Below are 26157 nucleotides of genomic sequence, written 5' to 3'. Positions count from 1 at the left end.
CCAACAGGAGTTTTCATGTCCGAGATCATCGGCCACAACTACATCGGTGGCGCGCGCAGCGCTACCGGCACCATCACCGTGCACAGCCACGATGCCGTCACGGGTGAAGCGCTGCCCTTTACCTTCACTCAGGCGACTGCGGCAGAAGTCGATGCTGCAGCCCAAGCCGCCGCAACCGCTTACCCGACCTTTCGTGGCCTTTCGGCCAGCCGCCGTGCCGAATTCCTCGAAGCCATCGCCACGCAACTCGAAGCGTTGGACGACGACTTCGTCACGCTGGTGACCCGCGAGACCGCACTGCCCACCGCCCGCATCCAGGGCGAGCGCCTGCGCACCAGCAACCAGATGCGCCTGTTCGCTCAGGTACTGCGCCGTGGTGATTTTTACGCGGCGCGTATCGACCGCGCACTGCCCGAGCGCCAGCCGCTGCCACGTGTGGACCTGCGCCAATATCGGATCGGCGTCGGCCCGGTGGCGGTGTTCGGCGCCAGCAACTTCCCACTGGCCTTCTCCACCGCCGGCGGCGATACCGCTGCCGCACTGGCTGCCGGTTGCCCGGTGGTGTTCAAGGCCCACAGCGGGCACATGGCGACCGCCGAGCGGGTGGCGGACGCCATCCTCCGCGCCGCCGAGCAGACCGGCATGCCCAAGGGCGTGTTCAACATGATCTACGGCGCCGGCGTTGGTGAAGCACTGGTCAAGCATCCGGCGATCCAGGCGGTGGGTTTCACCGGGTCGCTCAAGGGGGGCGCGCATTGTGCGACATGGCCGCCGCACGAGCGCAACCCATCCCGGTGTTCGCGGAGATGAGCAGCATCAATCCGGTGGTGATCCTGCCCGACGCGTTGCAGGCAAGGGGCGAGAAAATTGCCAACGAACTGGCCGCCTCGGTGGTGCAAGGCTGTGGTCAGTTCTGTACCAACCCGGGCCTGGTGATCGGTATCCGTTCCCCGGCCTTCAGTGCATTTACCGCCTCGCTGACCCGGCTGATGGCTGGGCAGCCCGCGCAAACCATGCTCAACCACGGGACGCTGAACAGCTACGCCAAGGGCGTACAGGCCTTGCTCGCACAACCGGGCATCGAACATCTGGCCGGACGTGAACAACAAGGCAAGCAGGCACAACCACAACTGTTCAAGGCAGACGTCAGCCTGTTGCTCGAAGGCAACCCGTTGTTGCAGGAAGAAGTGTTCGGCTCGACGACGGTGCTGGTGGAGGTCGCTGACGATGCCCAGTTGCATCAGGCATTACGCAGCCTTAACGGGCAACTCACGGCCACCTTGATTGCCGAGGCCGGCGACCTGCAACAGCACGCCGCGTTGCTGCCGCTGCTGGAGCAAAAGGTCGGTCGGGTGCTGTTCAATGGCTACCCCACCGGCGTCGAAGTCTGCGACGCCATGGTGCATGGCGGGCCCTACCCGGCCACTTCCGATGCCCGTGGCACGTCAGTGGGCAGCCTGGCCATCGAACGTTTCCTGCGCCCGGTTTGCTACCAGAACTGCCCCGACGCGCTGCTGCCCGAGCCACTGAAAAACGCCAACCCGCTGGGCATCGCACGACTGGTGGACGGTGCAAGCACGCGCGACGCGCTGTAAAAAAAGCGCCACCGATGGTTCGGTGGCGCTTTGCCGTTATCCCAGCAGTGCCTTCAGATCGCTGTACAACCCCTCTGGAATCTGCACGCCCTCCTCCAGGCTGCGCGCCCGCGCTTCATAGCGTCGCTGCGACGGCAAGCGGGCGCCCTGCCCCTGAATGCTCTCGAACAGCACCTCGGCACGCGCCAGGTGCTGCTCGCTGGTGCCGCCGAGGAAACGTTGCGGATCGAAGGCGATGATCAGTTCACCATGGTAAGGCGACGACTTGCTGCCCGCGTCATAGACCAGGGACTCGGCGCTGGTGAGGTCACCAATCAGGGGACCTGCGATCAGCTCGACCATCGCCGCCAGCGCCGAGCCCTTATGCCCACCGAAAGTCAGCATCGCGCCGGCATCGAGCACCACGTTGGCATCGGTGCTCGGCTGGCCGTGCCCATCCACACCCCAGCCTTCAGGAATGGCCTTGCCCGCGCGGCGATGCAACTCGATGTCACCGCGAGCAATCGCACTGGTGGCGAAGTCGAACACAAAGGGATCCTTGCCCGGACGCGGCCAGCCGAATGCAATGGGGTTGGTGCCAAACACCGGTTGATGCCCACCCGCTGGCGCGACCCAGGCATGGCTGGGATTACAGGCCAGCGCCACGAGGCCGGCGGCGGTCAGTTGCTCGATCTCGACCCACAACGCCGAGAAGTGCACACAATGGTTGATCGCCAGAGCGGCAATGCCGTTGGCCCGGGTCTTCTCCATCAACGATGCAAGCCCTGCCTGAAACGCCAGTTGCGAAAAACCACCGGCGGCATCGACCCGCACAATCGAAGGCGCCTGATCGATCACCTGCGGCTCGGCATCGGCCGACACCTTTCCGGCCCTGAGCGAATTCACACAACCCAACACCCGGTACAAGCCATGGGAAGCGCAGCCATCACGCTCACCGGCAATCACCGTGGCGGTCACAGCCTGGGCGTGGGCCAGGTTGAAACCGTTATGCAACAAGATCGATTCGGCCAGCTCGCGAGCCTCGGCCAGGGTCAGTCGGATCATAATCCACTCCTTGAACAGACCGACCAGCCTGGCGCAGATGCACCGCAAAGGCTTGATCGGTTTAGCCAGGGGGAATGACGAATTCGGCACATCCGACATCCATGGCGATTGAACCACCGCATTCGCGAGCAAGCCCGCTCCCACAAAGGCCGCGGATGACCCTGTAGGAGCGAGCATGCTCGCGATGGTGGTCGGAACACCGCGGGGTGTCAGGCTGCCAGCGTTATCGTTGACGACCATCGCGAGCAAGCTCGCTCCTACAGGGGGATATGTTTAGCCTGCAGGGACGAGGTTATCCAGCGCCCGATTCACCGCCAGGTCCGCCAGCATGATGATCTGTTGGATGCCCAACAACATGCTGCGCTGCGGCCCGTCCACGAATACCGCGAGATCACCGGCCAGGATGCTCGCCGAGGCCAGGGATTCGCAAGCACTGGCCAGCAGGGTTTCGGTGTCGATGTCCGGGGCAATCTGGAACAGGGTGCTGGGGGTGTGGGGGGATGCGGATTTCAGCAGCGCTGGGTCGAAACCGAGGTCGTCTACAGGATCTGTGTGCGGGGATGATTCGGGGGGATTTGGGGTTGGTTTTGGCATGGAAGTCTCCTATGAATTTTCTTCGCCACCATGACCTATCGCTAAACAAGTAAGGGTGGCAGCTATGCGCGGGTTAGCGATCCGGGACATAGGAATCCCGGGTAGACCCGAAGGTCTCCCACGCACAGCCGCCATAACACGCCATCGCAGACACAAAAGTCTGTGAGTGTTAGGAGCGGTGTGATGCCTATGTGGAGTCGGATCGCTAAACCCGATCGCTGAATTGGCAGCGATACGCAGACATTAGGGACCGGAGCCAAGCCACACAAGCCGGCGGATTCTGGCGGAGTTGTAGGCAAAGGCGCAAGACAAGGCAAATTCGGAACGTTCTGACAGAACCGCCCCCTGTAGGAGCGAGCTTGCTCGCGATGGTGGTCGGAACACCGCGGGGTGTCAGGCTGCCAGCGTTATCGTTGACGACCATCGCGACGGTTCGACGCCTCGACATGCTCGCTCCTACAGGGACAGCGCCAGCCAAACCAAACCAAACCACGAGGTCGAGCGTTAGCTCGCCTCGCAGGCTTTTGATCCACCCGCCCCTTCGGCAGGCTGAGTGGAGGCATTCATCCGGGGAGTGGGCGCGTAGCGCCGTGCGGCGCAGCCGCACACATCGAGAGGAGGTGCAGCGAAGCAAACCGGAGGCGATGTCCCCGGAGGGATGCCGGAGCGAAGGAACCACGAGCCTCAGCGAGAGGCCGTACGCTGGGGCCAGCGTTTTTTTGCTTACTTTTTTTTGGCGCTTGTAAAAAAAGTGAGTCGCCGTAAGGGCGAAACCATAGGCGGCCGTTACCGCAGGAATGGATATGTACGCCGTAAGGCCGCCATCGCGAGCAAGCTCGCTCCTACAGAAAGACAACAAAAAAACCAAAAAAACACCGCCTTCATTTCCCCCTGCCCGTTGTTTTGCCGTAGCCTCGAACTCACACGGGTTCCAGACCCCAAACCTGCACAAGGCTGTCGACTGTTTTTCCATGCGCAAACTTCTGTACCTGACCTTCTCCACGGCGTTGATCGCCGCCCTGACCACCTACGCCATGTGGGCCGCCGATCGACCGGCGGGGCATTACCTGTCGGACCTGCGGATCAACCTCGCCGTCGACCAGGGCACGCCAGCCGATCGCGGCAACCTGTTGGGCATCCAGCCCGAGCTGTTCCCCACCGACTATCAAAGCCCCGACCGCCTGCGCCGCAAGCTGGCCGCCTATCTTCAAAATGCCCAGAACCAGGGCCTGGTCAACGAAAAGACCATCGTCGTACTGCCCGAGCACATCGGCACCTGGCTGATGATCAGCGGTGAAAAGGACGAGCTGTACCAAGCCAATACCATCAGGGAAGCCATGAACTGGCTGGCGGTAAGCAACCCCGTGCACTTCCTGCGCGCCCTGATAAGCGCCACCGGCGACAATCGCCTGGACGATGCGCACCTGCGCATGAAAGCCAAAGAGATGGCCAGGGACTACCAGACGCTGTTCGGTGGCCTGGCGAAAGAGTTTCGGGTGACGCTGGTCGCCGGCTCCATCGTGCTGCCCGAACCGAGCATCATCGACGGCATCCTGAAGGTCGGCCACGGTGCGCTGTACAACAGCAGCGTCGTGTTCGGTCGCGACGGCCTGCCGATTGGCCAGCCGCAGCGCCAGATGCACCCGGTCTTCAACCGGCAGGATGTATTACAGGCCAACGGCGGTGAGTCGCTCACCGTCGTCGACACCCCGGCCGGACGCCTCGGCGTGCTGATCGGCCGTGATAGCTGGTATCCGGACAACTATCGCCTGCTCGACGATCAGGGCGCGCAACTGGTGGCCGTCCCGGCATTCGTCAACGGTCGCAATACGTGGGACCAGCCTTGGCAAGGCTACAAGGGACAGACGCCCACGGTCGTCAGCCTCAAGGTCGGTGAAATCAGTGAAGGCCAAGCCTGGCAACACCTGACGCTGACAGCGCAACCACCCGCCAGCCAAGCCATCGCCGGCATCAGCGTTTTCCTGCGTGGCCAGTTCTGGGATCAGGGCAGCGCCGGACAAAGTTTCCTCACCCGTGACGGGCAGCATTTCGTCAGCGATCCGGTGCGTGGCGCCCGCTTGCTGAACCTGTGGTTGTAACCGATGAAACCCTCGCCGATGCGCCTGGGCGATCTGTCGGTGGGCTTTGTTCACAGCCTGGCCGATGCGGTACGCAGCCATGGCATTGACCCGCAGCCCTTGCTCGAACAATACGGCCTCGACTCGGCCCGACTGGGTGAGGCCTGCGGTCGCTTGTCGATCCCACGCTATATGCGCCTGGGACACAGCGCGATTCAACTGACAGACAACCCCGCGCTGGGTTTGCGCATGGGCCAGCTCAGCCGCCTGAACCAGGTCGGCCTGGCCGGGGTTACCGCCGCGCAGGCGCCGACAGTGCGGGAAGCGGCGCGCTGCCTGACGCGCTTCGAAGCCCTGTACGGCTCCAACTATCGTGGCCAGTCGAGCTTTCATGAAGACGCCCAGGGCGCCTGGCTGCGGTTTTACTCCATCAGCCCGTACAACGCCTACAACCGCTTCGTGGTGGATTCGATCATCGCTGGCTGGCTGCAGCAATTGTCCAGCGTCAGCGCAACCTCACTGCGTGCCGAGCGCATCGACATCGAGTTCGAGGCACCGGCCTATCGTGAAGCCTATGGGGAAATGGGCGACTGCCCGATTCAGTTCGCAGCCGAGCACAACCAACTTCGCCTGAGCCTGGCCAGCCTCGCCCTGCGCAACCCGGTGCATTGCCCGAGCACGTGGCGGCACCTGCTGCAACTGTGCGAGCGTGAACTGGAACAACTGACACGCACCCGCAGCCTGCGTGAACGCATCATTGCGTTGCTGGGACCGTTGCTCAATGGTGGCCGGGAACCCGACCTGGAAGAAGTGGCGGCACGCCTGAAACTGCCGACCTGGACCTTGCGCCGCCGCTTGGCCGAGGAAGGTACGCAATTTCGCGCAATCCTCAACGACACCCGTCGCGACCTGGCCATGACTTACATACGCGATACCGAACTGGCGTTCGGTGAAATTGCCTACCTGCTGGGCTTTGCCTCAGCCGAGGCCTTTCAACGCGCATTCAAACGCTGGAGCGGTCAGACACCCGGCGAATTTCGCCGCAGCCGCAGAGGGACAGTTTGAAGCTGCGAGCCTCAGGCTTACAGCTCGGTAGCGTCTTCCGCAGGCTCAACGGGGTCGAGTTCAAAGGCCTGGAACTCGAGCAACTCTTCCTGATATTCGTCCATGGTGCTTCCTCTTCTTAAGTGGTCTGGATAACTGACCTGCCACTTGAGCCTAAAGTGCCAACGTGAAAGAAAAATGACGCACCCACGACAGCTCGTCGCTACTGAATAAAACGTAGCAGCGGGTCAGGAATTTATCAGGGGATTTTATTGCCTCTTTGCGCACGCTCCCCTGTAGGAGCGAGTTTGCTCCGGGCGGCGTTCCGACGATGGTCGTCAACGATGACGTTGGGCAACTGACACCCCGCGGTGTCTGAGCGTCCATCGCAAGCATTCGAGCATCGACCGGCTGCGCCTACAAAAAGCTTGTTTTCCGGGACTCACAGCAGCTTGGAAACATCCTACAGATCCCGCGCCATAACATTTGGACGCATCCTACGCGCCCATCAGAACCGTCCTATTTCCACAATTTTCAGCTTCTAGAACACTGACCCGCATCCAACGCGGGTGGATAAAAACCTCCCCGCCACTCCATCCAGGCCAGGGAGGCTTGACCATGAGTTCACTGCCGATTTTCTTCGACCACAGCCGCCACAAACTCTGGGTGCGCGACCTTGAACCCACCCTCGACGTGCTGGCCTTCCACGGCGAAGAACGCCTGAGCCAACCCTTTTGCTACCACATCGAATTCACCAGCACCGAGCAGGACCTGGCCGCCCAGCAACTGCTCGGCCAGGACGCCGGCTTCAGCCTGCACGCCATACCGGTGGCGGTGATGCCCTGGGAAACGCTGACCATCGAACCGCTGCGCACCCTGCAAGGAGTGATCACCGGTTTCCAGCGCCTGTCCGCCTCCAAGGACGAAGCGCGCTACGAAATCACCCTGCAACCGCGCCTGCAACTGCTCGGCCTCGGCCGGCAATACCGCATCTACCAGCAGCAGTCGGTTCCGGAAATCGTCGAGAGCATCCTGCGCAGCCGACACGACATGCGTGGCCATGAGTTCTTGTTTCGCCTCAAACGCGAATACCCCCGGCGCGAGCAGGTCATGCAATACGGCGAGAGCGACCTGGCATTCATCAACCGCCTGCTGGCGGAGGTCGGCATCTGGTACCGCTTTGTCAGCAACGAGCGTCTGCGCTTCGATGTGGTGGAGTTCTGCGATAACCAGTGCGGTTACCAGTTCGACGTGCAGTTGCCGCACCGCCCGCCAGCGGGCTTGGGCAGCGACGAGGTCGGCGTGTGGGCCCTGCAAAACCGCCACCGGGTGGTGGAACAACACGTCAACGTGCGCACCTATCAGCACCGCGACGCCAAGGCCCGGCTCGATGCCGAGGTCGATCATACCCGTGGCGCGCCGGGCACTTACGGCGAGGCCTACCACTACGCCGAACCCTATCGGGCGCTGGGCGATCCTTACGAGCGCCACGAAAAACAGCTCGGTGAAAGCGGCTACTTCTTCGCCCGCCTGCGCCACGAGCGATACCTCAACGACCAGACGCACCTGAGTGGCACCAGCAACAGCCCGACCCTGGCGCCAGGCCAGGTGCTGGCCATCAGCGACGGCGCCCCACTAGCCTTCAACCCGAGCTGCGCGGTCATCGCCGTCAGCATCCGCGCCAGCCGCGATGGCGCGTTCATCTGCCAGTTCCAGGCCATGCCCTACAGCGAAGAGCTGTGTTTCCGCCCGCCGTTGTTACCCAAACCGCAGATCGCCGGCACCGTGCCCGCCCGCGTCACCAGCGGCCTGGCCCACGACCGCTACGCCGAAATCGACAAGGAAGGCCGCTACAAGGTCAACTTCCTGTTCGACCGCGACACCTGGCCACTCGGCCGCGAAAGCGCCTGGCTACGGCTGGCCCGGCCCTACGCCGGCGACACCCACGGCCTGCACCTGCCGCTGATCTGTGGCACCGAAGTGGCCATCGCCTTCGAACAGGGCGACCCCGACCGCCCCTACATCGCCCACGCCCTGCACGACAGCGAACACCCCGACCACGTCACCCTCAACGCCCGCAACTACAAGCGCAACGTGCTGCGCACCCCGGCCAACAACAAACTGCGTATGGACGACTCGCGGGGCCAGGAGCACGTCAAGCTAAGCACCGAGTATGGCGGCAAGAGCCAGCTGAACCTGGGGCATCTGGTGGACGCGCAGCAGAAAAAGCGCGGCGAAGGGTTTGAGCTGCGCACGGATGATTGGGGCAGTGTTCGGGCGGGTAAGGGGGTGTTTATCAGTGCTGATGCGCAGGGCAAGGCCCAAGGCCCGGTCCTCGACATGAGCGCTGCGGTGAACCGCCTGCAACAGGCCGGTAAACAACTGCAAAAACTCTCCACCGACGCCCAGGCCGCCCACGCTGAACCTGCGGATGTGGCGGCGCAATTGCACCTGCTGCGCCAGGACCTGGAACAACTGAAATCCTCGGTGCTGCTGCTCAGCGCTCCCCAGGGCATCGCCCTCACCAGCGGCCAGCACCTGCAACTGGCCGCGCAGGACAACCTGATGCTCAACGCCGGCGGCGAAGCGGACGTCAGCGTGGTCAAGCGCCTGTTCATCGGCGTGGGCCAGGGCTTGAGTCTGTTCGTGCGCAAGTTGGGCATCAAGCTGATCGCCAACCAGGGCGCGGTGAGCATTCAGGCGCAGAACGACAAGTTGCAACTGCTGGCCCGGCATGGTTTGGACATCACCAGTACCGAAGATGAAGTGCGCATTACGGCCAAAAAGAAAATCATCCTGAATGCCGGTGGCAGTTACCTGACCCTGGAAAAGTGTGGGATCGAGTCCGGCACCGCGGGGGACTACAAGGTCAAGTCGGCCTATTACGGATACACCCAAACCAAGGCCACCCAGCCGATGCGCCAATCCTGGTTGCCGGCAAAGATCGACCCGCCGCTGGAGTTCGACGAGCAGTTCCGGATATTCACCGCCGATGACCAGCCCTGGGCTAACACGCGGTACAAGATCACCGCCGCCTCCGGCCAGACCTGGAAAGGCACCACCGACAGTCAGGGGTTTACCGAGCGCGTCTACACACAGACGCCGCAAGCGCTGTCGTTGAGTTATGACCTGGAGGAAGAGGAAGAAGAGGAAGAGCAGGAGGGGATCACGCTGCGGATCGGGCTGTTCTTTGATGGGACCGGGAATAACCTGGGTAACTCAGCGCATACCGCAGATTGCCGTCTTGAGAATGTCGGGCATAGCCAGCGGGAGATCGAGAGCATCCTCAAGCAGTGCATTGAAAGCGGATTTGGCGATTTTGACGGTGAAGCGTTTGGCAGTGCCCCGGATAACAGTTATGGGAATGCGCCGAGTAATGTGGCGCATCTGCATGGTTTGTATCCGGACCATGCCAGTGATGCCTTGCTAGAGGGAAGTGAGATTGGTTATGTGAAGGTCTATTTGGATGGGATCGGCACCACCAGTGAAAAAGCTGATTCGGTCTACATTGGGCAAGGCATGGGGCTTGGGGAGACCGGGGTAGTGGCGCGGGTCATGCAGGCGCCGACTCTCATTGAAAGGCAGTTGGAGCGCCTTCACAAAGCTAATCCCGAGACATGCATTCGACGTGTCGAGTTCGACATCTTGGGCTTCAGCCGCGGCGCAGCCGCTGCTCGACATTGCGCCAACGAGCTGCTCAAGCCTGGGTTTGGGGTATTCAAGGAATTGCTAAAGCCAGGTCACTTCGGCTTGTTGAAGAGTTTCGATCCGGGCATGGATGTCTGCATCAACTTCATCGGCCTATTCGACACTGTCGCCGCCATCTTCGACCTCCCCGAGCTTCTCGATGGTGACTTGGGTGTGCACAACGACAACAACCCCGGTGTGAACCTGTACCTGCCGCCCAACTGTGCGCGCAAGGTTATTCAGCTACAGGCGCGGGACGAGCGCCGCCAAAACTTTGCGCTGAACAGCGTGCTGGAAGATCACCAGCAAATCATTCTGCCCGGGGTGCACTCGGACATTGGCGGCGGCTACTTGCCCAAGGCTCGCGAGCGGGTGTGGCTGACCAAACCACGGCGTTTCACCGTACCGGCCAATCGCCCAGTGGACGCACAGCTTGCGTGGGCAGAAGCGCGCTTCAAGAAGGTTCAGTTGGAGGGCACCGGTGTCGCGGTTGACGGCCAACTCAACATCAAGGCCTGGCCGATCGCCCAGGCACCTCGGGGGCCACAGGAACCGCAAAACGAAGACTATTTCCTGATCATCGAACTGGACCGGCCGGTGCGTGGTGAGCTTTCGTTGATTCCATTGCGGGTGATGCGTGAGTTGGCGGTGCGGTATGGGGTTCCGTTCAAAACCGTAGAGGGTCGAACGGACCTGAAACTACCTGAAGAGTTGAAGCCGATCGCCGAGCGCATTCTGGATCAGGTGCTGGGTGAACTTGAGGTCAGCCTTCATCGCGACCAGGAAAGTTTGCTGCGTCGTCGCTACATCCACCAGTCTGCGCATTGGGTGCCCAGTGGACCTTTTCTCGTAAGCAAACCGACAGAAAACGGGCAGCGCAACGTTTACCCCAACCTGCCGCAGAAGGGGTATCCACAATGATGCGTCTCGTCTTGCTCATGGGACTGTTGGTCAGTTTGAGTGCATGTGCCAGTGGGCCAAAAGTGCCCCCTCGCCCCCAGTTGCCTTACGACAGTTGGTACGTCGCTTTGGCTGCTCCACGTTTTATGGAAGTGTGGGTCGAAGGCGTGGATGTACTCGATCAGCGCCGGCTGGCGTTCTACCGCGTGACTGGTGGCGTGGCCAGCTACACCCGCCAGCCAGAAGGCTGGCACAAGGGTGGAGGTGGGGGTATGCCAATGAACAATGTCGACTTGCCAGTGGAGCTTTTCCTGCGCTGGCAATCACTGGTGGAACCGCAGACCTACAAGATCGGCATCAAGATCCCGCAGAGGGTGCGCGATGAGATGGTCCGACCGGAGCGGGTATTTTGCCAAGGCTCAAGAAAATGGAAGCATGATTATCGCGACACCATCACCCTCGGCATGGCCCCCGGCGGCATCGTCAAGGTCTGGTTCGGTGGGCCTTGCCTGGATTTTAGGGAAGTCGGTCGCTTTCAGGCCGAGATCGAGCCGCTGGGACCTTACCGAGGTGGTAGCGAAGGTCAGTACGTCACCATCGAACCCGAAAACAAAGCTTACGTCGAAAAACACGGGATTCCTTATGGGAGTTGGTAACGAGTGATCGGTGCTTAGCGAGTTGTCGTTGATCCCGTTGCGCGCGCGGTCATGACGCGCATCAAGACCAGAGGCATCCGGGGGCGCAGGGCTGGCAGCGGTCCCCGGAACGCAGGTGACTTACAGCGCCGGAATCGGCTCGCTCGGCGGTGGCAGGTCCGACGCTGGCGGTGGCGTGATGGTCTCGGTCTGCGGTGCCGGTTCGGCACTTGGCGTCGGGGCCACAGGGGCAGGCTCAGGCGGCGCAGCCACCGGTTGCGAGGCGGCAGGCTCGGGGGTGGGGGTCGGCTCGGCAGCAGGCGCAGGTTGCGGCGTTGCCGGCGCGGCTGGCGGCACCGGGGCCTCAGGCACGCCCAGGTCGGTTTTTGGTTTCTCTTCGATGTGCGCCGCTTTCTTCGCTTCCGGCGGCAGGAACAGCTCGACCAGGGCAAAGAAACGTTCGTAGAACTTGGCCGATGAGACCGTCTCACTGGCCACCTTGACCATGGAGTCATCCGAGGAGCCAATCGGCATCGATACGGAGCCCAGCACGCCCACGCCGACACTGGCGGAGTTGCTGCTCTTCTTCAGCGCATAACTGTCCTGAAGCGCGTTGGCGAACACGGTCGCATGATGCCCTTCGCTGCCGTCATCGGCGCAAACCACACTGAAGCTGATCTCCATGTGCGTCTCGCCGGTCTGCTGGAAGCTCTTGTGACCGGAAATCAGTTTTGGATCGCTGCTGGTGATGATGTAACCCTGGCTGAGCAACGCACGACGGGCGGCTTCACAGCTTTGTTTGTCGGTCACCGGGTAATTGCGCGAAAAGGTTCCGGAGTCGTCAAAGTTCTCATGCTCATAGATCGCGGCTTTCTTCGACGAGCAACCGGCTGCGGCGGCCAGCACCAACGCCAGCCCGACAACCCGTGCGGGAGATGATTTAAACATTGAGCATCCTGATGAAAACGGTTCGGCGCGTATTGTGCAACATAACGTTGCTTAGCGTGGCATCGATTAGTGTCTTGAAACATTTACAAGTGTACTGACTGCGATTTACCGGAAAAAGTCGTTCGACGAATATTTCAGGTGACGGACAGCATCAGTGAATTTTCGAGCGCCCATAAAAAACCCCGACCTTTCGGTCGGGGTTTTCATACCGCGCGAAACTCAACCAGGCGTCAGTAGCGCTGGATGTCCGCTTCAGCTTCCAGTTGCTTGCGATACGCCGCGAAGTCCTGCTGACCGATGCGCGAAGCAAGGAAGCGACGGTATTGCGTCTTCTCTTCCTCGCTAGGCGCGGCGGCTTCATTGACACCGTTCAGACGCACGATCACCAGGCTGCCATCCGCCAGGGTCACGCTGGTGAACGTCGGCTTGTCCTTGCTGGCCGGTTTCGGCATGCGGAACAACGCTTGCAACACCGTCGGGTCAACCCCTTCCTGAGCCCGAGTGGCTGCGGCCGTCACTTTCCAGCTCTGGCCGTCGATAGCCTTGTCCAGTGGCGCCTTGCCGTCGCGCAGATCGGCGATCAGCTTTTCAGCCTTGGTCTTGGCGGCAGCGCTGGCGTGCTCTTTGGTCAACTGGCTGCGGATCGCAGCAGACACGCTTTCCAGAGGCAATTGCGACGGTTTCAGGTGTTCCTTGGCGCGCAACACGATCACGGTTTCCGGATCGAGTTCGATGGCGGTGCTGTTGGCACCCTCATCCAGCACTTCAGGACTGAAAGCAGCCGTCAACACGGCACGGTTGGCGGCAATACCTTCGCCCCCTTCCCGGCCAAATGGCTTGGAGGTGTGTACGGTCAGTTTCAGGTCCTGCGCCGGCTGGGCGAGGTCTGAGGACTCGAACGACGAATCTTCCAGCTGCTTGGTCGCCTCGACGAAACGCTGTTCGACCTGTTGGGTTTTCAGCTCACGGGTCAGCTTGTCTTTCAGGCTGGCGAAGGTCGGTACTTCCGGTGCTTCGACACCCAGCAGCTTGATCAGGTGAAAACCGAAGTCGGTGCGCACCGGCGCGGACACCTGGTCCTTGGCCAGCGCATACAGCGCGGTTTCGAACGCTGGATCGTAAACGCCCGGGCCGGCAAAGCCGAGGTCGCCGCCGTTGTTGGCCGAGCCTGGGTCCTGGGAAAATTCCTTGGCCAGGGCTTCGAACTTCTCGCCTTTGGCCAGGCGTGCCTGGATGTCTTCGATCTTGGCCTTGGCTTGCGCCTCGGTCATTTTGTCGTTCACTTCGATCAGAATGTGCGCAGCCCGACGTTGCTCGGACAGGTTGGCAATTTCTTTCTGATACGCCGCTTGCAGGTCTTCGTCCTTGACGGCGACCTGATCGAAGAAGGACGACTTCTTCAATTCGATGTAATCGATGACCACCTGATCCGGGGTCATGAATTCCTTGGCGTGCTCGTCGTAGTAAGCCTTGACCTCATCATCGGTCAGCTTCACGGCAGCCGGATCAGCCTTGACGTCCAGGGAAGCGAAGTCGCGGGTCTGCTTTTCCAGGCGGGCGAAAGCCAACACCTGGGCGTCGGTAACAAAACCGCTGCCTGCCAGGCCTGCACGCAGCTGGCCGATCAGCATTTCCTGGGCCAGCATCTGGCGGAACTGCATGCGGCTGTAGCCGAGTTGACGGATGACCTGGTCGAAACGCTCAGGGCTGAACTTGCCGTCCACCTGGAATTCAGGTGTCTGCAGAATCACTTGGTCCAACGCGCCTTCGGAGAAAGCGAACTTGGATTTTTCTGCGCCTTGCAGCAGCAACTTGCGATCGATCAGGCCTTTGAGGGCCGATTCGCGCAGCATTTTTTCGTCGAGCAAGGACGCATCGAAATCCTTGCCCAGCTGTTGCATGAGCTGACGGCGTTGCATATCGACCGCCTGGCTCAGCTCGTTCTGGCTGATTTCGTCGCCGTTGACCTTGGCCGCATCATTCTTGTGCGTCGTAGCCTGAAAAATCGCGTCGAAACCGGTCAGGGCCATCAGTACAACGATGACCCCGATAATGGTCTTGGCAATCCAGCCTTGTGAATTGTCCCTGATATTTTGCAGCATGCGTCCCCCAGAAACGGTTGAACTTCAAAAATTTAGGCAACCGTGGAGTGTGGGTAGAATCCGGATAGAAGAAAGGCGCATCCGAGGATGCGCCTTCTCGTAACTGGCGGAGCGGACCAAGAATTCGAATTTGCGACCCTTGGTGTCTCGGACCGGCAATTTGCCGGTTGGCCTACCGCCCCGCTACCAGATCAGGCATGACCCCGACCCGGACAGGTAAAAACCTGAATCAAACTTAGTTGACAGCTTCTTTCAGCGCTTTACCGGCTTTGAAACCTGGCTTTTTAGCGGCTGCGATTTGCAGTTGCTTGCCGGTCTGTGGGTTACGACCCACGCGAGCTGGACGATCAGTCACGGAGAAAGTACCGAAGCCAACCAGAACAACGGAGTCGCCAGCCTTGAGAGCGCCAGTGACGGATTCGATTACAGCGTCCAGCGCACGGCCAGCAGCAGCTTTCGGGATATCAGCGGATGCAGCGATAGCATCAATCAGTTCCGACTTGTTCACTCTAAAGTCCCCTTATATCTATTTGAGTATGATTCTAAGTTTTTTGGTGAAAGCAAAAACGAGTGCTGAATGGCCTACAGACACTATAAGAGCCGCTTTATAACAAGGGCTCTAAAAAGCTGTCAACAAGCCCCCCAGGCAAATGCGTATTAATGCGTGCTAATTCTTTCCTTAGAGTCAGACTCGCGTTTTTCGTCCTTCGCGACTATCTCCGGAGCTACATCGGGCAAGGGCTCCGGCGCGTATTGCAGCGCAATTTGCAGGACCTCGTCAATCCATTTAACCGGTTTAATCTGCAGATCCTGCTTGATATTGTCCGGAATTTCCTTGAGATCACGCACATTCTCTTCAGGAATGATCACGGTCTTGATACCACCACGGTGAGCCGCAAGCAGCTTTTCTTTCAGACCGCCAATCGCCAATACCTGACCCCGCAAAGTAATTTCGCCGGTCATTGCGACATCTGCGCGCACCGGAATGCCGGTCAACGCCGAGACAAGGGCCGTGCACATGCCCACACCGGCGCTTGGGCCGTCCTTCGGGGTTGCCCCTTCCGGCATGTGGATATGCGTGTCGCGCTTCTCGTGGAAGTCCAGGGGGATCCCCAGGCTCTTCGCACGGCTGCGGACAACGGTCTGGGCTGCAGTGATCGATTCGACCATCACGTCACCCAACGAACCAGTCTTGATCAGTTGGCCTTTGCCTGGAACGACGGCGGCCTCGATGGTCAGCAATTCGCCGCCCACCTGGGTCCATGCCAGCCCGGTCACCTGACCGATCTGGTCCTGGGATTCAGCCAGGCCATAGCGGAATTTGCGCACGCCCAGGAAGTCTTCGAGCATCGACGCGGCCACCTTCACCGAGAAGCGTTTTTCCAGTGCATGCTCTTTGACCGCCTTGCGGCAGACCTTGGCAATCTGGCGCTCCAGTCCACGTACACCGGCTTCGCGGGTGTAGTAGCGAATGATGTCACGGATCGCCTCTTCCTCGAATTCCAGCTCGCCTTTTTTCAGGCCGTTAGCCGCGATCTGCTTGGGCGAAAGGTATTTGACGGCAATGTTGATTTTCTCGTCTTCGGTGTAGCCCGGCAGACGAATGACTTCCATCCGGTCGAGCAGCGCCGGTGGAATGTTCATGGAGTTGGAGGTGCACAGGAACATCACATCCGACAGGTCGTAGTCGACTTCCAGATAGTGATCGTTGAAGTTGTGGTTCTGCTCGGGGTCGAGCACTTCCAGCAACGCCGACGCCGGATCGCCGCGCATGTCGCTGCCCATTTTGTCGATTTCATCGAGCAGAAACAGCGGGTTGCGCACACCCACTTTTGTCATCTTTTGAATCAATCTTCCTGGCATCGAACCGATGTACGTGCGGCGATGACCACGGATTTCAGCCTCATCACGCACACCACCCAAGGCCATGCGCACAAACTTGCGGTTGGTAGCGTGTGCAATCGACTCGGCCAGGGACGTTTTACCCACCCCAGGAGGACCGACCAGGCACAACACCGGACCACGAATCTTCTTCACGCGTTTCTGCACGGCGAGGTATTCAAGGATGCGTTCCTTGACCTCTTCCAGGCCGTAGTGATCGGCGTCGAGGATGTCCTCTGCACGCGCCAGGTCAAGGCGCACCTTGCTCTGGGCCTTCCACGGCACCTGCACCAGCCAGTCGATGTACGAACGCACCACGGTGGCTTCTGCGGACATCGGGGACATCTGCTTGAGCTTGTTCAGCTCACCCTGGGCCTTGGCCAGCGCGTCTTTGGGCAGGCCAGCCGCATCGATGCGCTTTTTCAGGTCTTCGATTTCATTGTGACCTTCGTCACTGTCGCCCAGCTCTTTCTGAATGGCCTTCATCTGCTCATTCAGGTAGTACTCGCGCTGGCTGCGCTCCATTTGTTTCTTGACGCGACCACGAATGCGTTTTTCGACTTGCAGCAGGTCGATCTCGGCATCCAGCAGCGCCAGGACGTGCTCGACCCGCGCCGACAAATCGATGATCTCGAGGATTTCCTGCTTCTGCTCGATCTTCAGGGCCATGTGGGCGGCCATGGTGTCGACCAGGCGACCGGGCTCATCGATGCTGTTGAGCGACGACAGGACTTCAGCCGGGACTTTCTTGCCCAACTGCACATACTGCTCGAATTGAGACAGCAAGCTGCGCACGAACACTTCCGACTCACGCTCAGGTGCGTCGACTTCTTCGATCAACGAGACTTCGGCGCGGCAGTGGCCGTCAACTTCGCTGAAGCGCTCCACGGTGCCACGCTGCTCACCCTCAACCAGAACCTTGACGGTGCCATCTGGCAGCTTCAGCAGTTGCAGGACGGTGGCAATGGTACCTACGCGATAAAGTGCATCTTCACCCGGATCGTCGTCAGCAGGGTTTCTCTGGGCCAGCAGAAGGATCTGCTTGTCACCCGTCATCGCCGCTTCAAGGGCTTCAATTGACTTCTCGCGCCCCACGAACAGCGGGATAACCATGTGCGGATAAACCACGACATCACGCAATGGCAAGAGAGGCAATTCGATGGTCGTCTTCATGATTTCGCCTCGACGGCGGCCACAAGGCCGTAAACAGATGGAATTGAGCTTGAAACCAAGATGGGGGCTGCCTGCAAAAAAAACAAGCGCAAAGAGATGGTTAAAACGCGGAAAAAGCAAAGGGGCCCGAAGGCCCCTTCCCTGTTCCAGCTGCGAGACGCTTAAGCGTCTGGCGCGGCCTTGGCAGTCGGCTCACTGTTTTCGTAGATATACAGTGGCTTGGACTTGCCTTCTATGACGCTTTCATCGATCACCACTTTACTCACCTCGGACTGCGAGGGGATTTCATACATGGTGTCGAGCAATACACCTTCAAGAATCGATCGCAGGCCACGGGCACCGGTCTTGCGTTCCAGGGCGCGCTTGGCAACCGATTTCAGTGCGTCGGCCCGGAATTCCAGGTCCACGCCTTCCATCTCGAACAGCTTGGCGTACTGCTTGGTCAGAGCGTTTTTCGGCTCGGTGAGGATCTGCATCAATGCAGCCTCGTCAAGCTCGTCCAGCGTGGCGAGAACCGGCAGACGACCAACGAATTCCGGGATCAGACCGAACTTGACCAGATCGTCAGGCTCGACTTCACGCAGGGCTTCGCCCACCTTCTTGCCTTCTTCCTTGCTGCGAACTTCTGCGTTAAAGCCAATGCCACCTTTGGTGGAACGGTTTTGGATGACTTTCTCGAGGCCCGAGAATGCACCACCGCAGATGAACAGGATGTTACGGGTGTCGACCTGAAGGAATTCCTGCTGCGGATGCTTGCGACCACCCTGGGGCGGAACGGAAGCGACCGTACCTTCGATCAACTTGAGCAGGGCCTGCTGCACGCCTTCACCGGAAACGTCCCGGGTGATCGACGGGTTGTCGGACTTGCGCGAGATCTTGTCGATCTCGTCGATGTAGACAATGCCCATCTGGGCCTTTTCCACGTCGTAGTCGCACTTCTGCAGCAGCTTCTGAATGATGTTCTCGACATCCTCACCCACGTAACCCGCCTCGGTGAGGGTGGTTGCATCGGCGATGGTGAACGGAACGTTCAGCAAGCGGGCCAGTGTTTCGGCAAGCAGGGTTTTACCCGAGCCTGTCGGGCCGATCAGCAAGATGTTGCTCTTGCCGAGTTCGACGTCGTCATTCTTTTTGTCACGCTGATTGAGGCGCTTGTAGTGGTTGTATACCGCTACGGCCAGAATCTTCTTCGCGCGTTCCTGACCAATGACATATTGATCAAGAATGCCGCTGATTTCTTTAGGCGAAGGCAATTTATGCGCGCTGCTTTCGGCCTGTGCTTCCTGCACCTCCTCACGGATGATGTCATTGCACAGGTCGACGCACTCGTCGCAGATAAAGACCGAGGGGCCGGCAATCAACTTGCGTACTTCATGCTGGCTTTTGCCACAGAAGGAGCAATAGAGCAGCTTGCCGTTGTCCTCGCCGTTGCGGGTGTCAGTCATTCGTTCGATCCAAATCCGATAGGCTTGCAACACAAGATGAAGGCTATTGCGGGCTTTTTCAAGCCCGCCGATGATCGAACACGCCGACCACGCCCTGTTTTGTGCCGCTTATTTTACGCTGGGCGTTGGGTGATCACTTCATCGATCAGACCGTATTCACGCGCTGCTTCTGCACTCATGAAGTTGTCGCGGTTGGTGTCGCGCTCGATTTCTTCGAGGGTACGCCCGCTGTGCTGAGCCATCAGCTTGTTCAAACGCTCGCGAATGAACAGGATTTCCTTGGCATGGATCTCGATGTCCGAGGCCTGACCCTGGAAACCGCCCAGTGGCTGGTGAATCATCACGCGCGAGTTCGGCAGGCAGTAACGCTTGCCTGGAGCACCTGCGGTCAGCAGGAATGCGCCCATGCTGCACGCCTGGCCGATGCAGGTGGTGGAGACGTTGGGTTTGATGAATTGCATGGTGTCGTAGATCGACATGCCCGCTGTCACCGAACCGCCCGGCGAGTTGATATACAGATGGATGTCCTTGTCCGGGTTTTCCGCTTCAAGGAACAGCAATTGCGCACAGATCAGGTTGGCCATGTAGTCCTCTACAGGACCTACCAGAAAGATCACGCGCTCCTTGAGAAGACGCGAATAAATATCATAGGCGCGCTCGCCACGAGCAGATTGCTCGACAACCATCGGGACCAGGCCGCCTGCGGCCTGGACATCAGAGTTCTGCTGAATATAAGAATTACGGAACATGCTCTGCAGTCACTCCCAAAATAGTTATGTCTTGAAAACGCATAAGCCAGCACGAATGCTGGCTTATGGTGTACGTCTTAACGCAGGAACAATCAGTCGGCTTGTGGAGCTTCTACCGGCTTGACTGCTTCTTCGTAAGAGACCGATTTATCGGTCACGCTAGCTTTCTGCAGAACAGTATCCACAACTTGCTCTTCCAGCACAACAGAACGGACTTCGTTCAGTTGCTGGTCGTTCTTGTAGTACCAGGACACCACTTGCTCAGGCTCCTGATAGGCCGAAGCCATTTCCTGAATCATGTCGCGAACGCGTGCTTCGTCAGGCTTGAGCTCGTACTGCTTGACCACTTCGGCCACGATCAGACCCAGGACAACGCGACGCTTGGCTTGCTCTTCGAACAGCTCGGCCGGCAGTTGGTCAGGCTTGATGTTGCCACCGAACTGCTGGACAGCCTGCACGCGCAGACGGTCAACTTCGTTGGACAGCAGGGCCTTTGGCACTTCGATCGGGTTGGTGGCCAGCAGACCATCCATGACCTGGTTCTTGACCTTCGACTTGATGGCCTGACGCAGTTCACGCTCCATGTTCTTGCGAACTTCGGCACGGAAGCCTTCCAGACCCGTTTCCTTGATGCCGAATTGAGCGAAGAACTCTTCGTTCAGCTCTGGCAGGGTTGGCGCGGAAACGGTGTTCACGGTAACGGTGAACTCGGCAGTCTTGCCGGCCAGGTCGAGGTTCTGGTAGTCCTCAGGGAAGGTCAGGTTCAGGACGCGCTCTTCGCCGGCTTTAGCGCCAACCAGACCGTCTTCGAAACCCGGGATCATGCGGCCGGAACCCAGCACCAGCTGAGTACCCTTGGCGGAACCGCCAGCGAACACTTCACCGTCGACCTTGCCAACGAAATCGATGTTGAGCTGGTCATCGTTCTGGGCGGCGCGATCGGCCACTTCGAAACGGGTGTTCTGCTTGCGCAGCACGTCCAGCATCTTGTCCAGGTCGGCGTCAGCCACGTCAGCGCTCAGGCGCTCGACGGCGATACCTTCGAAACCGGCAACGGTAAACTCAGGGAACACTTCGAATACGGCAACGTATTCCAGGTCCTTGCCTGCTTCCAGGGATTTTGGCTCGATCGACGGCGAACCAGCCGGGTTCAGCTTCTGCTCAACCACGGCTTCGTAGAAGGAAGCCTGGATCACGTCACCCACAGCTTCCTGACGCGCATCAGCACCGAAACGGCGCTTGATTTCGCTCATTGGCACTTTGCCTGGACGGAAGCCGGCAATCTTGGCCTTTTGGGCAGTCTGCTGCAGACGCTTGTTGACCTGAGTCTCGATGCGCTCAGCCGGCACGGTGATGCTCATGCGGCGCTCAAGAGCAGAAGTATTTTCAACAGAAACTTGCATGGATATTCCTCGTTGCACAGACGTTAGCCGGCCGTTACCGACCCAAGAATCAAGGGCATGCATTCTAGAGGGTCAAACTCAAGAAGTCACCCTACTGAAAAGGGGTAAAAAAACGGCAGGCATTTTAGAGGAGCGAAGGCACCCATGCGCCCCGCTCCGACAGCCAATACAGTCGATCACGCCAAGGCTCTGCATCAACCCTTCTATATATAGAAGAGCTCGCGACCCTACACCCCGGCGGCCGCTGCGCAAACAGCAGCGGCGAGCAGTGCGGCATCATCGGGTAACATTTATACGACGAAACGCCCTGCGCTTTTCAGACCGCCAAAACTAAAAAAGGCGCCAGACTGTTAGATCTGGCGCCTCTCGAAATATGGGGTGGACGATGGGGATCGAACCCACGACAACGGGAGTCACAATCCCGTGCTCTACCAACTGAGCTACGCCCACCATATTGCAGCGCAAAAAAACCAAACGGCCTCTTTGCTTGACTCCAGCCCGGCCTGCGACCGGAATGAAGCTTGTTTGGTGCGGATGAAGAGACTCGAACTCTTACGCCTCGCGGCGCTGGAACCTAAATCCAGTGTGTCTACCAATTCCACCACATCCGCGGATGAAGCTGTTAAAGCAAAGGCGCCAGACTGTTAATCTGGCGCCTTTCGAAATATGGGGTGGACGATGGGGATCGAACCCACGACAACGGGAGTCACAATCCCGTGCTCTACCAACTGAGCTACGCCCACCATATCGCGCTACTTGTGCCAATGCTGCCTAATGGCGCACCCGGCAGGACTCGAACCTGCGACCATCCGCTTAGAAGGCGGATGCTCTATCCAGCTGAGCTACGGGCGCCTTATTAATCTGTACTCTTGGAGGACTACAAACTAAGTGCTTTTCAGTCTCGCAAAACCGTAATTTCGCTCGACCTTCTTAACCAGTGCTAGGCTGTGCCCGACAAGTGCGACGAATAGTATAGAGCGCCCCCAAGGTCGTCAAATCCTTTTTATAAAAAATTCATTTAATTAAAGGGCTTAGGGGAATTTGCAGACCAAGCGCCTTTGCCCTCACCGCATGACATGCGAGAATGCATTCTCTTTTTTCCCCCTCTCGATGGTTAATCACGCGCAATGACTGCACAACTAATCGACGGCAAATCGATCGCCGCCAGCCTGCGCCAGCAGATCGCCCAACGCGTCAGCGAGCGCCGCCAGCAAGGCCTGCGCACTCCTGGCCTCGCGGTGATCCTGGTCGGCAGCGATCCAGCCTCTCAGGTTTATGTCTCGCACAAGCGTAAAGACTGTGAAGAGGTCGGCTTCATCTCCCAAGCCTACGACCTGCCTGCGCAAACCACTCAGCAAGCGCTGACCGATCTGATCGATCGCCTCAACGAAGACCCGGCAATCGACGGCGTCCTGCTGCAGTTGCCGCTGCCTGAACACCTGGACGCCTCCAAACTGCTGGAGCGTATCCGCCCGGACAAGGACGTCGACGGCTTCCACCCTTACAACGTCGGTCGCCTGGCCCAGCGAATTCCATTGCTGCGCCCCTGCACACCGAAAGGGATCATGGCGCTGCTGGAAAGCACCGGCGCGGACCTCTACGGAATGGATGCGGTCGTCGTCGGCGCGTCGAACATCGTCGGCCGCCCAATGGCCATGGAACTGCTGCTCGCCGGCTGTACCGTGACCGTTACCCACCGCTTCACCAAGGATTTGGCCGGCCATGTCGGCCGGGCCGACCTGGTGGTGGTGGCTGCCGGCAAGCCGGGCCTGGTCAAGGGTGAGTGGGTCAAGGAAGGCGCGATCGTGATCGACGTCGGGATCAACCGCCAGGACGACGGCAAGCTGGTCGGCGATGTTGTCTATGAAACCGCCCTGCCCCGCGCCGGCTGGATCACGCCCGTGCCGGGTGGCGTAGGCCCCATGACACGTGCCTGCCTGCTGGAAAACACCCTGTACGCCGCGGAAACCCTGCACGGCTGAGTGTTGCCATGCCTGCACCGACGCGTAAAGGAACCCCGCCCATGGCGGGGTTCTTTTTATTTGCAGGAACGACATGACCATTCGCCGGAAACCTGCTGTTTTGTGGGGCTTTTCAAGGAGTTTCACCTGTCAATCGAACAACCATCGACAGTTCTTCAGCCATACTCCTAAAATGCCTCGGTTTTAAGAAACAGCCCGTTACAAAACGGCTAATCCACATCTTATGAGTCTGCCAGCGTGAAAATCCGTCTTTCCATCCTGAGTCTGTTTTTCGCATTTACTACAGGGACGTTCCTCACGCCATTGGTCGATGCTGCGGAAATCGCAGCTCCGCGCGACACCAAACAACTGAAAATCGCTTCCGGCAGCGCCTTGCTGATGGATCTGCAGACCAACAAAGTCATTTACGCCAGCAACCCAGACGTCGTGGTTCCGATTGCCTCGGTCAGTAAATTGATGACAGCGCTGGTCGTCGTCGAAGCCCGCCAGAACATGGATGAGTACATTTCCATCGATATCAGCGACACGCCGGAAATGAAAGGTGTGTTTTCACGGGTCAAGCTCAAGAGCGAAATGCCCCGTCGGGAAATGCTGCTGATCGCCTTGATGTCCTCCGAAAACCGCGCAGCCGCCAGCCTCGCGCACCACTATCCGGGCGGTTACGCCGCCTTCATCGCCGCAATGAACGCCAAGGCAAAGGCATTGGGCATGACCAGCACGCACTATGTCGAACCGACTGGCCTGTCGCCGCGTAACGTCTCCACGGCAAGGGACCTGAGCAAACTGCTGGTCGCGGCGCACAAATACCCGATCCTCACGGAACTGAGCACCACCAAGGAAAAAACCGTGTCGTTCCGCAAGCCCAATTACAGCTTGGGCTTTCGTAACACCGACCACCTGGTGGGCAAGCCGAACTGGGACATTTCCCTGACCAAGACGGGCTTCACCAACGAAGCCGGCCACTGTCTGGTGCTGGTGACACGCATGGGTAATCGTCCGGTGGCGCTGGTGATTCTGGACGCCTTTGGCAAGTACACCCACTTTGCGGATGCAAGCCGCATTCGCAACTGGGTCGAGACCGGCAAGAGCGCCGATGTGCCTTCGGTGGCGTTGCAGTACAAGTCAGAGAAGAACCTGAAACAGCGTCAGGGTGGGGTGGCTGAGGCTTCCAAATAAGCTGAATCCCCGCTTTCTGCTTCGGTGGGAGCGGGCTTGCTCGCGATAGCGGTGTGTCAGCCAGACTTATGTAACTGACACACCGCTATCGCGAGCAAGCCCGCTCCCACAGGGGGGTTGTGACACGCTCCACCCTCAATCATTCGGCAACGGCATCTGATCATCATCCGGGATACCGTCTCCCGCACTGGGCTCCTTCGGCGCCACCGCCGGCCGGGCCAGCGGGTCGCGCAGCGGACTGTCCGGATCCAACACCGGATCAACGTTTTTTTCCGGAGTGGTGGGAACACTGTCCGGATGTTTTTTGTCATCGAAACTCGAATCAGTCGACATACACACCTCACTTGAACGTCAGGGTTTCAGGTCAGCCAGCGGGTCGTACGGTTTGGCGGGGGCCTTGTTGTCCTCTTCCGGATCCACGTCCAGTGGCGCCTTGGCAGGACCGACAGGATCGACCTGCGGATCGTCGAGGTCCGGCGAGTCGGGATCGAATCCAAGCTCTTTGTCAGAAGAGTGCTCGGATGAATGCGGGCCCGAAGGATGTTTGGAATCTGCCATGGTTGCCTCCTTGGTGTGGCCCGCACAATACGGGCACTTACACCTCTGAGGACAATCGCACAGTGCCGTGCGACGCAGATGACGAACGGAGGGTGTTACGGAGCAAGCGCCTTCTTCGCGCGAGCCGCAGCCTGCTCCTGACCAGCCTGGGCGAGGTCATTGGCGGCGTTCAACCAGCGCTGCCGATCAACGTTGGCCGGAATCTGATTTGGCTTCTGGATCAGCACCGCCCACCCGCCGGCACTCGTGAACGCCGATTCGAACGAACCGAAACTCATCAACTCCCGGCGATCCATCCCGGCTCGCAACAATACGGTCTGCTTCTGACGGTCGTACCCGGCCAGGATGGCGTAACGCTGCTCGGCCCAGAACGCCGAGCCTTCGGTGAAGCGCACCATCACCGGATACCCAGCAGCGACCTGAGTCAGCAAGGCCGGCAGGTTGTTGTCCAGCGGGTAGACGACCATGCCGTACTCGCGCGCCAGGTTTTGCATGTTCTTTTGCAACTGCGCTTCGGCTCCAGGCAGATGCAAGGGCTTTTCCAGCAGGCCAGGGGTGATGACCACACCCAATTGAGACAACAGGCTCGCCAGCACCTGCGGCCCGCTTTGATAACTCACACCTCGGTAAAACGTGCCGCTGAGCTCCACCCGCTGCGGCAGACGCTGCACCTCAGGCGCCACGCTGCCGGCGCACCCGGCAAGCCCCGCCACACACCCTGCAATCAATGCCGCCACTCGAATCCGCGAAATAAGCCGAACCATCATCTCTCTCTGCCTGTCCCTGTTAATACTGGCGATCATAGGACGCCCACCGGCAGCGGTATAGCCTTTACCCGCAGTTAGGCACTTTCGATAGAGCGAACTGGTTGGTGACAGGCGACCTTTGGTCAATAGCTTGAAACACGGCAGCGACTAGACTGTGAATTGTAAAGGGTATGCCCGCCGCAGGGCGAAGAGGAGGCACTGATGAGCCTGACAATGACCATCGTGATGTTGATTTCCGGCTGGCTGGCCGTTGCCACCGCCATGTTGTGGGGGGTCCTGCGCATTGCACGCCGGCACCATCACCACCCTGCCCCAGCGGCGCGGGTGGTCAAAGATCCGACCGTACGCCACGCCACTGCACACTGACGCTCATTGAAGGATGGATGTAACACGGCC

General features: G+C 59.4%; 19 protein-coding genes, 4 tRNA genes and 2 pseudogenes. 9 read left to right on the top strand and 16 right to left on the bottom strand.

Features of this window, described 5'->3' with window-relative positions:
* Window positions 1-15 precede the first annotated feature (15 nt).
* Window positions 16-1595 (top strand): annotated as a pseudogene (locus AB4O36_RS06220) (aldehyde dehydrogenase (NADP(+))).
* Window positions 1596-1631: 36 nt separating this feature from the next.
* On the opposite strand, the gene AB4O36_RS06215 reads toward AB4O36_RS06220, so the two are convergent.
* Both AB4O36_RS06215 and AB4O36_RS06210 read right to left on the bottom strand, forming a co-directional pair.
* Window positions 1632-2639: an Ldh family oxidoreductase gene (locus AB4O36_RS06215; protein WP_460126615.1), complete on the bottom strand. Its 1008-nt coding sequence runs from the start codon at window positions 2637-2639 to the stop codon at window positions 1632-1634.
* A gap of 273 nt (window positions 2640-2912) precedes the next feature.
* Window positions 2913-3233: a DUF6124 family protein gene (locus AB4O36_RS06210; protein WP_460122520.1), complete on the bottom strand. Its 321-nt coding sequence runs from the start codon at window positions 3231-3233 to the stop codon at window positions 2913-2915.
* Between the two features lie 971 nt (window positions 3234-4204).
* On the opposite strand from AB4O36_RS06210, the gene AB4O36_RS06205 reads away from it, so the two are divergent.
* The 5 genes and pseudogenes from AB4O36_RS06205 to AB4O36_RS06185 all read left to right on the top strand — a co-directional run bounded on the left by AB4O36_RS06205 (window position 4205) and on the right by AB4O36_RS06185 (window position 11598).
* Window positions 4205-5332, top strand: coding sequence for a carbon-nitrogen hydrolase family protein (locus AB4O36_RS06205; RefSeq protein WP_460141257.1), 1128 nt, complete (start codon window positions 4205-4207; stop codon window positions 5330-5332).
* A gap of 3 nt (window positions 5333-5335) precedes the next feature.
* A complete protein-coding gene (locus AB4O36_RS06200; protein ID WP_460122516.1) occupies window positions 5336-6376 on the top strand; it encodes an AraC family transcriptional regulator in 1041 nt (346 codons plus the stop codon).
* 597 nt (window positions 6377-6973) lie between these two features.
* Window positions 6974-9430: pseudogene (locus AB4O36_RS06195) on the top strand (type VI secretion system Vgr family protein); the annotation flags it as partial.
* Between the two features lie 444 nt (window positions 9431-9874).
* Window positions 9875-10963, top strand: a complete 1089-nt coding sequence (locus AB4O36_RS06190; protein WP_460126613.1) for a T6SS phospholipase effector Tle1-like catalytic domain-containing protein — start codon at window positions 9875-9877, stop codon at window positions 10961-10963.
* Window positions 10960-11598, top strand: a complete 639-nt coding sequence (locus AB4O36_RS06185; RefSeq protein ID WP_460122514.1) for a DUF2931 family protein — start codon at window positions 10960-10962, stop codon at window positions 11596-11598. Before AB4O36_RS06190 ends, AB4O36_RS06185 begins: the two co-directional genes overlap by 4 nt.
* A gap of 120 nt (window positions 11599-11718) precedes the next feature.
* Here AB4O36_RS06185 and AB4O36_RS06180 read toward each other — a convergent pair whose 3' ends face one another.
* From AB4O36_RS06180 to AB4O36_RS06130, 11 genes are all read right to left on the bottom strand, one after another.
* Window positions 11719-12525, bottom strand: coding sequence for a DUF2242 domain-containing protein (locus tag AB4O36_RS06180; protein ID WP_460141256.1), 807 nt, complete (start codon window positions 12523-12525; stop codon window positions 11719-11721).
* Between the two features lie 230 nt (window positions 12526-12755).
* Complete coding sequence (locus tag AB4O36_RS06175) at window positions 12756-14627, bottom strand: SurA N-terminal domain-containing protein (RefSeq protein WP_460141255.1); 1872 nt, start codon at window positions 14625-14627, stop codon at window positions 12756-12758.
* Between the two features lie 235 nt (window positions 14628-14862).
* A complete protein-coding gene (locus AB4O36_RS06170) occupies window positions 14863-15135 on the bottom strand; it encodes an HU family DNA-binding protein (protein ID WP_460122508.1) in 273 nt (90 codons plus the stop codon).
* Window positions 15136-15284: 149 nt separating this feature from the next.
* The gene (gene lon / locus AB4O36_RS06165) at window positions 15285-17681 is read right to left on the bottom strand and encodes an endopeptidase La (protein ID WP_460122507.1); all 2397 of its coding nucleotides are present in this window, start codon (window positions 17679-17681) and stop codon (window positions 15285-15287) included.
* Window positions 17682-17842: 161 nt separating this feature from the next.
* On the bottom strand, window positions 17843-19126 hold the full coding sequence (clpX, locus tag AB4O36_RS06160) for an ATP-dependent Clp protease ATP-binding subunit ClpX (protein WP_460122505.1): 1284 nt from the start codon (window positions 19124-19126) through the stop codon (window positions 17843-17845).
* Window positions 19127-19239: 113 nt separating this feature from the next.
* On the bottom strand, window positions 19240-19875 hold the full coding sequence (clpP, locus tag AB4O36_RS06155; protein ID WP_460122503.1) for an ATP-dependent Clp endopeptidase proteolytic subunit ClpP: 636 nt from the start codon (window positions 19873-19875) through the stop codon (window positions 19240-19242).
* A 92-nt stretch (window positions 19876-19967) separates the two neighbouring features.
* Complete coding sequence (tig, locus tag AB4O36_RS06150) at window positions 19968-21278, bottom strand: trigger factor (protein WP_460122501.1); 1311 nt, start codon at window positions 21276-21278, stop codon at window positions 19968-19970.
* A gap of 374 nt (window positions 21279-21652) precedes the next feature.
* Window positions 21653-21728, bottom strand: a tRNA-His gene (locus tag AB4O36_RS06145).
* A 76-nt stretch (window positions 21729-21804) separates the two neighbouring features.
* Window positions 21805-21889, bottom strand: a tRNA-Leu gene (locus AB4O36_RS06140).
* A gap of 56 nt (window positions 21890-21945) precedes the next feature.
* Window positions 21946-22021, bottom strand: a tRNA-His gene (locus AB4O36_RS06135).
* 32 nt (window positions 22022-22053) lie between these two features.
* A tRNA-Arg gene (locus tag AB4O36_RS06130) sits at window positions 22054-22130 on the bottom strand.
* 275 nt (window positions 22131-22405) lie between these two features.
* Here AB4O36_RS06130 and folD point away from each other — a divergent pair.
* Together folD and pbpG are read left to right on the top strand one after the other, a co-directional pair.
* Complete coding sequence (gene folD / locus AB4O36_RS06125) at window positions 22406-23260, top strand: bifunctional methylenetetrahydrofolate dehydrogenase/methenyltetrahydrofolate cyclohydrolase FolD (RefSeq protein ID WP_460122499.1); 855 nt, start codon at window positions 22406-22408, stop codon at window positions 23258-23260.
* Window positions 23261-23497: 237 nt separating this feature from the next.
* Window positions 23498-24436 carry a D-alanyl-D-alanine endopeptidase gene (pbpG, locus tag AB4O36_RS06120; RefSeq protein ID WP_460122497.1) on the top strand — a complete coding sequence of 313 codons (939 nt, stop codon included), beginning with the start codon at window positions 23498-23500 and terminating at the stop codon, window positions 24434-24436.
* Between the two features lie 135 nt (window positions 24437-24571).
* Here the strand turns inward: pbpG and AB4O36_RS06115 are convergent, their stop codons facing one another.
* From AB4O36_RS06115 to AB4O36_RS06105, 3 genes are all read right to left on the bottom strand, one after another.
* On the bottom strand, window positions 24572-24769 hold the full coding sequence (locus AB4O36_RS06115) for a hypothetical protein (RefSeq protein ID WP_460141254.1): 198 nt from the start codon (window positions 24767-24769) through the stop codon (window positions 24572-24574).
* Window positions 24770-24787: 18 nt separating this feature from the next.
* A complete protein-coding gene (locus tag AB4O36_RS06110; RefSeq protein WP_460122493.1) occupies window positions 24788-24994 on the bottom strand; it encodes a DUF6021 family protein in 207 nt (68 codons plus the stop codon).
* Between the two features lie 95 nt (window positions 24995-25089).
* On the bottom strand, window positions 25090-25758 hold the full coding sequence (locus AB4O36_RS06105) for a peptidase C39 family protein (protein WP_460126611.1): 669 nt from the start codon (window positions 25756-25758) through the stop codon (window positions 25090-25092).
* A 204-nt stretch (window positions 25759-25962) separates the two neighbouring features.
* On the opposite strand from AB4O36_RS06105, the gene AB4O36_RS06100 reads away from it, so the two are divergent.
* Window positions 25963-26127 carry a hypothetical protein gene (locus AB4O36_RS06100; RefSeq protein ID WP_460122491.1) on the top strand — a complete coding sequence of 55 codons (165 nt, stop codon included), beginning with the start codon at window positions 25963-25965 and terminating at the stop codon, window positions 26125-26127.
* Window positions 26128-26157 lie beyond the last annotated feature (30 nt).

This window comes from Pseudomonas sp. S2_E01, from assembly GCF_054668365.1.
The sequence above is the reverse complement of the archived record's forward strand: the minus strand, read 5'-3'. Positions and strand labels throughout refer to the sequence as shown.

Coding starts and splice junctions, on each gene's coding strand:
- AB4O36_RS06205 (WP_460141257.1), top strand. CDS start 4,205: ATGCGCAAACTTCTGTACCTGACCTTCTCCACGGCGTTGATCGCCGCC.
- AB4O36_RS06190 (WP_460126613.1), top strand. CDS start 9,875: ATGGGGCTTGGGGAGACCGGGGTAGTGGCGCGGGTCATGCAGGCGCCG.
- AB4O36_RS06105 (WP_460126611.1), bottom strand. CDS start 25,758: ATGGTTCGGCTTATTTCGCGGATTCGAGTGGCGGCATTGATTGCAGGG.
- AB4O36_RS06200 (WP_460122516.1), top strand. CDS start 5,336: ATGAAACCCTCGCCGATGCGCCTGGGCGATCTGTCGGTGGGCTTTGTT.
- AB4O36_RS06110 (WP_460122493.1), bottom strand. CDS start 24,994: ATGGCAGATTCCAAACATCCTTCGGGCCCGCATTCATCCGAGCACTCT.
- clpX (WP_460122505.1), bottom strand. CDS start 19,126: ATGACTGACACCCGCAACGGCGAGGACAACGGCAAGCTGCTCTATTGC.
- AB4O36_RS06175 (WP_460141255.1), bottom strand. CDS start 14,627: ATGCTGCAAAATATCAGGGACAATTCACAAGGCTGGATTGCCAAGACC.
- tig (WP_460122501.1), bottom strand. CDS start 21,278: ATGCAAGTTTCTGTTGAAAATACTTCTGCTCTTGAGCGCCGCATGAGC.
- folD (WP_460122499.1), top strand. CDS start 22,406: ATGACTGCACAACTAATCGACGGCAAATCGATCGCCGCCAGCCTGCGC.
- AB4O36_RS06115 (WP_460141254.1), bottom strand. CDS start 24,769: ATGTCGACTGATTCGAGTTTCGATGACAAAAAACATCCGGACAGTGTT.
- AB4O36_RS06210 (WP_460122520.1), bottom strand. CDS start 3,233: ATGCCAAAACCAACCCCAAATCCCCCCGAATCATCCCCGCACACAGAT.
- lon (WP_460122507.1), bottom strand. CDS start 17,681: ATGAAGACGACCATCGAATTGCCTCTCTTGCCATTGCGTGATGTCGTG.
- AB4O36_RS06185 (WP_460122514.1), top strand. CDS start 10,960: ATGATGCGTCTCGTCTTGCTCATGGGACTGTTGGTCAGTTTGAGTGCA.
- AB4O36_RS06215 (WP_460126615.1), bottom strand. CDS start 2,639: ATGATCCGACTGACCCTGGCCGAGGCTCGCGAGCTGGCCGAATCGATC.
- AB4O36_RS06180 (WP_460141256.1), bottom strand. CDS start 12,525: ATGTTTAAATCATCTCCCGCACGGGTTGTCGGGCTGGCGTTGGTGCTG.
- clpP (WP_460122503.1), bottom strand. CDS start 19,875: ATGTTCCGTAATTCTTATATTCAGCAGAACTCTGATGTCCAGGCCGCA.
- AB4O36_RS06100 (WP_460122491.1), top strand. CDS start 25,963: ATGAGCCTGACAATGACCATCGTGATGTTGATTTCCGGCTGGCTGGCC.